Origin of the sequence: Prosthecobacter sp. (assembly GCF_049294395.1) — a bacterium.
Taxonomy (GTDB): Bacteria; Verrucomicrobiota; Verrucomicrobiia; order Verrucomicrobiales; family Verrucomicrobiaceae; genus Prosthecobacter.
Map to the genome: position 1 here is coordinate 1 of NZ_JBAQCR010000174.1, position 7,245 is coordinate 7,245.

Sequence of the window (7,245 nt, forward strand, 5' to 3'; positions counted from 1 at the left end):
GAGGTGCTCAGCCACGACACGGCCTCCACCATGAAAGGCGCGCAGGTCTTTGCCACCTGGCTGGCAGACTACGAAGACTGGATCCTCGCGTGCCAGGGTGCGGACTACCGCAGTCAGTGCCGCCACATGCTCGGCAGACTGCCAAAGGGCAGCCCCTGGCTGCCCGCACCACAGGCCACAAAATGGCTGCGCGCCCTTGCACAGCAGGGGGCTGCCGCACCGCGTGCCAAAAACATGTTTCATGGCACATCCGGCCACAATCCATCACACCATGCTTCTCAGCAGACGATCAGGCCATCCCGGCTTCGGCAGGAGAAAAGCCACGCCGCTCTGAACTGATCCCTCTTCCGCATGGACACTCATCATGACAGCGCAAATGCAGACGCCTCCGCCCGTACGGCTGAGGAGATTCTTGGCAGGCTTCATGAGCGCGGGGTCAGGCGCACCCCCGCCCTGCGCAGCCTGATTCACGCGATGACCGCGCACTCTGCCCCTGCCGCCATCGCCTACTGGGCAGACTTGACCAGCCTGAAGGAATTCAACCCCGTGACACTCTACCGCCTGATGTTGAAGCTGGAGCAGGCAGGCGTGGTGCGGCGCATGCATCTCGGCGAACGTGCGCAGTACTTTCAGATCATCCAGCCCGGCCCGCAGCCGGACTACCTCGTCTGTACGAACTGTGGTGAACTCCAGCCCGTGCAGACACCGCCCGAGCTATTCAGCATGGAGCAGCAGATCGCCGCAAACTCAGGCTGGAAAGCCGTGCGCCATGAACTGGAGTTTTTCGGCTTGTGCCCGCACTGCACGGAGGGCCATGACGTGCCGCAGGAACGCCGCACTCACCAAATACGATGAGCGTGCCTGCCCAACAGCTTGACCCCCTGCTCGACCGTTGTCTCGACCTCGGTGCCTCGGACCTGCATCTCGCCAGTGATGCCCCGCCCTACTTCCGTGTGCAGGGTGTGCTCAGGTCAGATGAATCTTCGCCAGCCATCCCGGAATCTCAAATGGAGCGCTGGGCGCGCGAAATCACCGGCCAGTCAAGCGGTCCGGTGGTGCGTGACACCGGCAGCTACGATGGAGCCCTCACCAGCCGGCGCGGCGTGCGCTTCCGCATCAACATTTACAAGGTTCGCGGCCGCATCCATCTAGCACTGCGTCGTCTGGATGACCGCTTTCGCCCGCTGTCGGAGCTGGGGCTGCCGGAGTCGCTGAACCAGCTCTGCCTGCAGCCCTATGGCCTCGTTGTCATCGCAGGTCCGACGGGTTCCGGCAAGACGACCACGCTTGCCACGCTGCTGGATCACATCAATCAAACGCGGCGCTGCCATCTCATCACGATCGAAGACCCGGTGGAGTATGTGCATCACTCCAATCTCGCGCTGGTGAATCAGCGCCAGCTCGGGCTCGACACACCCAGCTTCAATGACGCGCTCGTCGCTGCCATGCGGCAGGACCCCGATGTCATCCTCGTCGGCGAAATCCGCGACCTCACCACCATCCGCACTGCCATCACGGCGGCGGAGACCGGGCATCTCGTTTTCACCACCGTCCACGCGGGCGATTGCGTGGGAGCCATCGAGCGCATGGTGTCTGTGTTTCCTGCGGGCGAGCAGGACGGCATCCGCCGCCAGCTCGCCCTCGTGCTGCGTGCCGTCGTCGCCCAGCATCTCGTCGTCGCGGACGGTCCTGGACGAAAACAACGCGGCAGCGATACCGCAGAACCCAAGGGACGTCGCGTCCTCGCGGCGGAGATTTTGATGGCCAGCCAGGCCGTGGCGAACCTCATCGCCACGGGCAAGAGCAATCAGATCTACTCAGCCATGGAGTCCGGCACGCAGCAGGGCATGCAGACCATGGAGCACAGCCTCGCCACGCTCTACCTGTGTGGAGACATCTCCGAGCAGACCATCAATGCCCTCGCCCGAAAGCCAGCTCAGGTGTTTGAGCGCGCCAGCCGCATGAGGACACGTTCCGCCGCATCCGCATGACCCCCGCACCTCACAAACCGCAGACATTGCTCGATCTAGATGCCGTGCGCATTGATTCGGTGCAGGCCTTGCGTCTGCCTGCGAGCATCGCCTTGAGACGAAGACTCCTGCCCTTTGCCGTGCATGAGGGGCATGTGTGGCTGGCCTGCCAGCATCAGGATGATGAAGCAGCACTCCGCACCTTGCAGCGTTACTTTGAGCACCCCCTGCATGCGGTGGTGGCAGAGCCCGCATCACTCGGCCGCGCTCTTGACCGGCTTTACCGCGATGCCCCCCAGGCCGGGACCAGCACGCTCACACGCTACACGGAGCGCGGACAGGCCGCCGCCAGCCTGGATGCGGGAGACGGCGATTCCGACGCCACGCAGCTCGCCAATGAAATCCTCCGTGCTGGCATGCTGCGCCAGGCTTCCGACATCCATTTCAATCCGGGGGAAAAGGAGCTGCAGGTGCGCCTGCGCGTCGATGGTGTGCTGGAGGAGGCCTACCGCCTGCCCATGAGCGTGCATGGTGCTTTGCTCAACCGCTTCAAGATCATCGCCGGGCTGAACATCGCCGAACGTCGCGCCTCGCAGGATGGTGCTTTCCGTCATAGCGAAGCCGGAGCACGCGGCCTGGTGGTCGATGTGCGCGTGGCCACCATCCCCACCAGGCATGGCGAGCGCCTCACGCTGCGCCTGCTCGCCGTGGACAGCAGCCGCTTCAGTCTCGGTGCTCTGGGCATGAGCGCCACGCATCACGCCATGTTCAGCGAGGCCATCGCCAAGCCGCACGGCCTCATCCTGCTCACCGGTCCCACCGGCTCCGGCAAGACAACCACCCTCTATGCCGCGCTGCGTGAACTCATTGCCGCCGAGGTGCAGAACATCATCACCATCGAAGATCCCATCGAAAATGAAATCCCCGGCCTTGTGCAAGTGGAAGTGGACAGCGCCGACAAGGTCAACTTCGCCAGCGCCCTGCGCAGCGTGCTGCGGCATGATCCTGATGTCGTGATGATCGGTGAGATTCGTGATCGTGAGACGGCGGACATCGCCATCAAAGCCGCGCTCACCGGCCATCTGGTCTTCTCCACGCTGCACACAAACTCAGCCGCCGGAGCGGTGGTGCGTCTGGCCGAGATGGGTGTGGAGCGTTTCCTCATCGCCTCCACGCTGCGCCTAGCCGTGGCACAGCGGCTGGTGCGCAAATGCTGTGGGCATTGCATTCAGCCACGCGCGATCCGCACCGAAGAAGCGGCCCTGCTCGCGCAGCCGGAACTGGAGGGGCAGGATGGTTTTGAGCCGCATGGCTGCCTCTACTGCGCCGGGCGCGGTTTCATCGGCCGCATGGGTCTGTTTGAAATGCTGCCGGTTGATGAGCAGTGGTCGCAGATGATCGCGCGTGGCGCAGATGAGGCGGCCCTGAATGAATCCATGCGCCTGCGCAACCTGCCGCTGCTCGTCCACGATGCCGCCGATAAACTGCGCGCCGGCAGCGTGACCATGAATGACGTGCGCAGCGCCGTGACCGTCTGGTAAACTCCCCATGCCCGCCTTCCTCTACAACGTTCTCGATGCCGCAGGTTCCCGTCTCTCGGGTGAACTGGAATCCGCCTCCAGCGCCGCTGCCGCAGCCGAACTGCGCGGACGTGGCCTGACGGTGATTGGTCTTGAGGAGGCGCAGCAGCCGGCCCACTCACGCGGCTGGAAGCCCTCCGAACTGCTGTGGATTCGCTCGCTCGACATTGAAATCTGCCTCTATCAGCTCGCCACGCTTTTGCGCAGCGGGCTCACCTTGCTGGGCGCACTTCGGCTCGTCGCAGAACAGTCGGAGCGTGGCCGTCTTCGCAGAGTGTGGGAGGAGGTGGTCACCGCCATCGAAAGCGGGCGCACCTTTGCAGATGCGCTGGCCCAGCATCCATGCTTCAACCGCCTCGTCGTGCAGCTCGTCAGCGTGGGCGAACAGACCGGCCATCTCGGCCCCGTGCTGGAGCGTGCCGCCATGGCTCTGGAGAAAAAGCGCACGCTGCGCGCCAGCTTGCTCACCACGCTCATGTATCCGGCCATCGTCTTCCTGCTCGCCATCGGGCTGGCGGTTTACATGGTCATCGGAGTGCTGCCAAAGCTGCAGGTTTTCCTGCGGGCGATGGGCAAGAAGCTGCCGCCGATGACCCAGCGTCTGCTCGACATCAGCGACTGGATTCAAATCAACGGCGTCACCACGGTCATCATTGCCGTGTCATCCGTCCTCGCTCTCGTGATGCTCTTTCTCTGGCCGCCTGGACGTGCCGTCATTGATGCGCTCGCCCTGCGCATCCCCCTCCTCGGCAAAGCCTTCCGCACCGCAGGCACCGCCCTGTTTGCCACCAGCTTCTCGGCGCTGCTCAGCAGCGGCGTCACCCTCATTGAGGCGCTGCGCGTCACTGAACGGCTCATGGGCAACCGCCGCCTCGCCGACATCGTGACCACCGCCCGGGAGCAGGTCATGCAAGGCGAGCCGCTGGCACGGCACTTGAGCCGCCCGCACGGCTTCATGCCCATGCTCCCGCGCATGATCGCCGTGGGCGAATCCTCAGGCACTCTCGACAACGTGCTGGATGAAGTAGCACGCTTTCACGAGGCGCAGCTAGACCGCCTCATCAAGCGCCTCACCGCGCTCATCGAACCAGCCGTCATTGTCACCGTCGGCACCGTGGTGGGCTACGTCTACATCTCCTTCTTCATGGCCCTCTTCGCCGCCACCGGCCCTGGCAACAACATCCGCTAAATCATTGATGAAACACCTGCTTCTCACCGCGCTCCTGCTCGCCTCGCTGGCATCTGCGCAGACACCCTCACCACCCAGGACTGCCCCAGATCCCACGGTGCCAGATGCAGCGCTTCAGCAGCTGCTCATGGCCACCCTTCAGAACAAGGCCAGCGAGGCGAGCATCCCCGCCATCCTCATGCGCGGCAAGATCATCAATCAAACCGGCCATGGCCTCATCATCATCGAGGTGAACAAGCAGATATATACGCTCAAGCAGGGCGGCACGCTCAGCCTCTCCGGGGAATTCAGCCACATCAGTCTCCAGCTCAGCGAACTCACCAAAGAGAGCGCCACCATCGAAGTCCTGCCGCTCAAGCAAACCCTCCGACTCCAATGAAGCATTTTTTCATCCTCGCCCTCAGCCTGCTCTCCCTGACCGCTCATGCGCAGACCTCGCGCGTGGAGCTTATTGATCTCCGCCAGGTGCCGCTGGCAGATGCCGCCCGCATCCTGGCCGAAGCCAGCGGCCTGAATGTCGTGGCCTCCGTGGAGGCAGGCAAAACACCCGTCAGCCTCTACCTCACCAACGTCGAGCCTCGCTCTGCCATCGAAGCCCTCTGCCGCTCCCACAACCTTTGGTTCCGCGATGACGAAAAGGGCGGCATCATTCGCATCCATACTCCCGAGGAATACAAGCGCGACCTTGGCAGCTTTCAGGAGGAGCTCACCGAGGTCTTCGACATGCGCTTTCCAAACGCGAACGACTTCGGCCGCTCCATTCGTGATCTCTTCGGCATTCGTGTGCGAATGAACCAGAACACCATGCAGCAGGAGTTCCAGACTACTCAGGAACTGCAGCAGCGCTTTCAGCGTTTTGATGTCGTGGACGGACGCAGCCAGCATCTCGGGACCTCTCAGAACGGCGGCAGCACAACCGCCGGAGGCTCAGGCAACATCAACGGCATGAGCGGCGGCCTTGGACGAAGCTCCATGAGCAGTTTGAATTCGCTCAGCTCAGCAGGCTTCGGCCTCCAAAATCAGAGCAATTCCATTGGAAACAATCCAAACCAGACGCAACTGCGCCCATTGGAGGGACTCAGTGCTGAGCAGGTGCAGGCACTGGAGGCATCAGTCTCTGTCGAGCGTGATGCCGCCGTGCAGCAGTTGCTTGAAGACCGCGTGGACATCTACGTCACCGTCATCCAGCGCCTCAACAAAGTCATCGTCCGAACCAGCGACAGTCGCGCCATGGAGCAGATCAAGGCGCTCTACGTCAGCGTCGATGTGCCGACCCCGACCGTGCTCCTGGAGGTCAAGATTCTCCGGGTGAGCTTGAATCAGGGTTACAGCAGCGCCGTGGATTACCTGTTCGACAATGGACGCTTCCGTGCTGGCTTTGGAAGCAATCCAGTGCAGGCTGGAAATTTGACCTTTAGCTTTGCCAGCAGCAATTTCAGCGCCCGCATTCAGATCTTGGAGGAAAAGGGCCAGGTGCGCACCGTCTCCACCCCCACGCTGCTCATCGCCAATAACGAAGTCAGCCGTCTGTTCATCGGTGAGGAACGCCCGCTGAACCGCAGCTTCAATGGCGGCACCATTGTGCCCAGTGCAAACAACACCCTCGTCACAGGCGGCAGCACCAACATTGAATTTCGTCCCGTGGGGACAACGCTCCTCATCACGCCCAACATCAACGCTGACAAGACCGTCACCCTGCGTCTGCTGCAGGAGAACTCCAACATCAACGTCGGCGGCGCTTCCGTCCTCGTGCCCAGCAACACCGGCTTCACCAGCCAGACCGTCGACACCGTGCAGTCACGCACCGTCAGCGGCACTGTCGTTGCCCGAGACCAGGTGCCTGTCGTCATCGGCGGCCTCATTGACACCAACTTCAACGACACACGGGCGCAGGTGCCCTTTCTCGGCAACATCCCCGTCATCGGCGCGCTCTTCGGCAAGCGTCAGAACGCCAAGACGCGGGATGAACTCGTCCTGCTGATCTGTCCTCATCTCGTCGATCCCAAAGACGGCGGCGCCATCGTCAGCAAAGACGTGCTCGACGCCAACAACGTGAGGGCCCTCCAGTCCTTCACCACCGAGAACGAAGTGAATGAACGCCTGCAAAAAAACCTCCAGCCACCCAATCCTCCACGCGCCCTTCCTGTGTCCGAAGAACCACCAAAGCCCAAAAAGAGAACGCTGATGGACTTCATTCGAGGACGAAACTGATGCGATTACTTGACGCCAAGAACAAGATCAAGGCGGTATTATTGACAATCTGCCATCAATCAGGGCTTACGCATGAACAGAGAGAGAGAATGTGGAGAATAGAAAGAGTTGGGGGAGGAACAATCCGCTGCACAAATTTCCACAGCGGATGATGACAGTATGAATGCTACCCGAACCCATACCCGAGAGCGCCGAAGCGAGGCGGCAGCAGCAGATGTTGAAGTCCCTTCAGGCGCGGTTCGCCGAGGTTCCTGACCTGCGTCAGCAGGGCAAGGTTTTGCACCGGCTTGACGAG

7 protein-coding genes are annotated in these 7,245 nt (G+C 62.0%); all 7 read left to right on the plus strand.

Going from position 1 to position 7,245, the window contains the following annotated elements; all coding sequences use genetic code 11:
- A partial coding sequence (locus WAW39_RS11865; protein ID WP_422319026.1) for a hypothetical protein occupies positions 1 to 339 on the plus strand: 339 nt, incomplete at its 5' end.
- A 12-nt stretch (positions 340 to 351) separates the two neighbouring features.
- Positions 352 to 855, plus strand: coding sequence for a Fur family transcriptional regulator (locus WAW39_RS11870; protein ID WP_422319028.1), 504 nt, complete (start codon positions 352 to 354; stop codon positions 853 to 855).
- On the plus strand, positions 852 to 1,991 hold the full coding sequence (locus WAW39_RS11875; protein ID WP_422319030.1) for a type IV pilus twitching motility protein PilT: 1,140 nt from the start codon (positions 852 to 854) through the stop codon (positions 1,989 to 1,991). The genes WAW39_RS11870 and WAW39_RS11875 overlap by 4 nt, the downstream gene beginning before the upstream one ends.
- Positions 1,988 to 3,511: a GspE/PulE family protein gene (locus WAW39_RS11880; RefSeq protein ID WP_422319032.1), complete on the plus strand. Its 1,524-nt coding sequence runs from the start codon at positions 1,988 to 1,990 to the stop codon at positions 3,509 to 3,511. Before WAW39_RS11875 ends, WAW39_RS11880 begins: the two co-directional genes overlap by 4 nt.
- 7 nt (positions 3,512 to 3,518) lie before the next feature.
- The gene (locus WAW39_RS11885) at positions 3,519 to 4,739 is read left to right on the plus strand and encodes a type II secretion system F family protein (RefSeq protein ID WP_422319034.1); all 1,221 of its coding nucleotides are present in this window, start codon (positions 3,519 to 3,521) and stop codon (positions 4,737 to 4,739) included.
- A 7-nt stretch (positions 4,740 to 4,746) separates the two neighbouring features.
- Positions 4,747 to 5,118: a hypothetical protein gene (locus WAW39_RS11890; protein WP_422319036.1), complete on the plus strand. Its 372-nt coding sequence runs from the start codon at positions 4,747 to 4,749 to the stop codon at positions 5,116 to 5,118.
- Positions 5,115 to 6,950 (plus strand): type II secretion system protein GspD, encoded by a 1,836-nt coding sequence (locus WAW39_RS11895; protein WP_422319038.1) that lies wholly within the window; start codon positions 5,115 to 5,117, stop codon positions 6,948 to 6,950. The genes WAW39_RS11890 and WAW39_RS11895 overlap by 4 nt, the downstream gene beginning before the upstream one ends.
- Positions 6,951 to 7,245 lie beyond the last annotated feature (295 nt).

Coding starts and splice junctions, on each gene's coding strand:
- WAW39_RS11895 (WP_422319038.1), top strand. CDS start 5,115: ATGAAGCATTTTTTCATCCTCGCCCTCAGCCTGCTCTCCCTGACCGCT.
- WAW39_RS11880 (WP_422319032.1), top strand. CDS start 1,988: ATGACCCCCGCACCTCACAAACCGCAGACATTGCTCGATCTAGATGCC.
- WAW39_RS11885 (WP_422319034.1), top strand. CDS start 3,519: ATGCCCGCCTTCCTCTACAACGTTCTCGATGCCGCAGGTTCCCGTCTC.
- WAW39_RS11890 (WP_422319036.1), top strand. CDS start 4,747: ATGAAACACCTGCTTCTCACCGCGCTCCTGCTCGCCTCGCTGGCATCT.
- WAW39_RS11875 (WP_422319030.1), top strand. CDS start 852: ATGAGCGTGCCTGCCCAACAGCTTGACCCCCTGCTCGACCGTTGTCTC.
- WAW39_RS11870 (WP_422319028.1), top strand. CDS start 352: ATGGACACTCATCATGACAGCGCAAATGCAGACGCCTCCGCCCGTACG.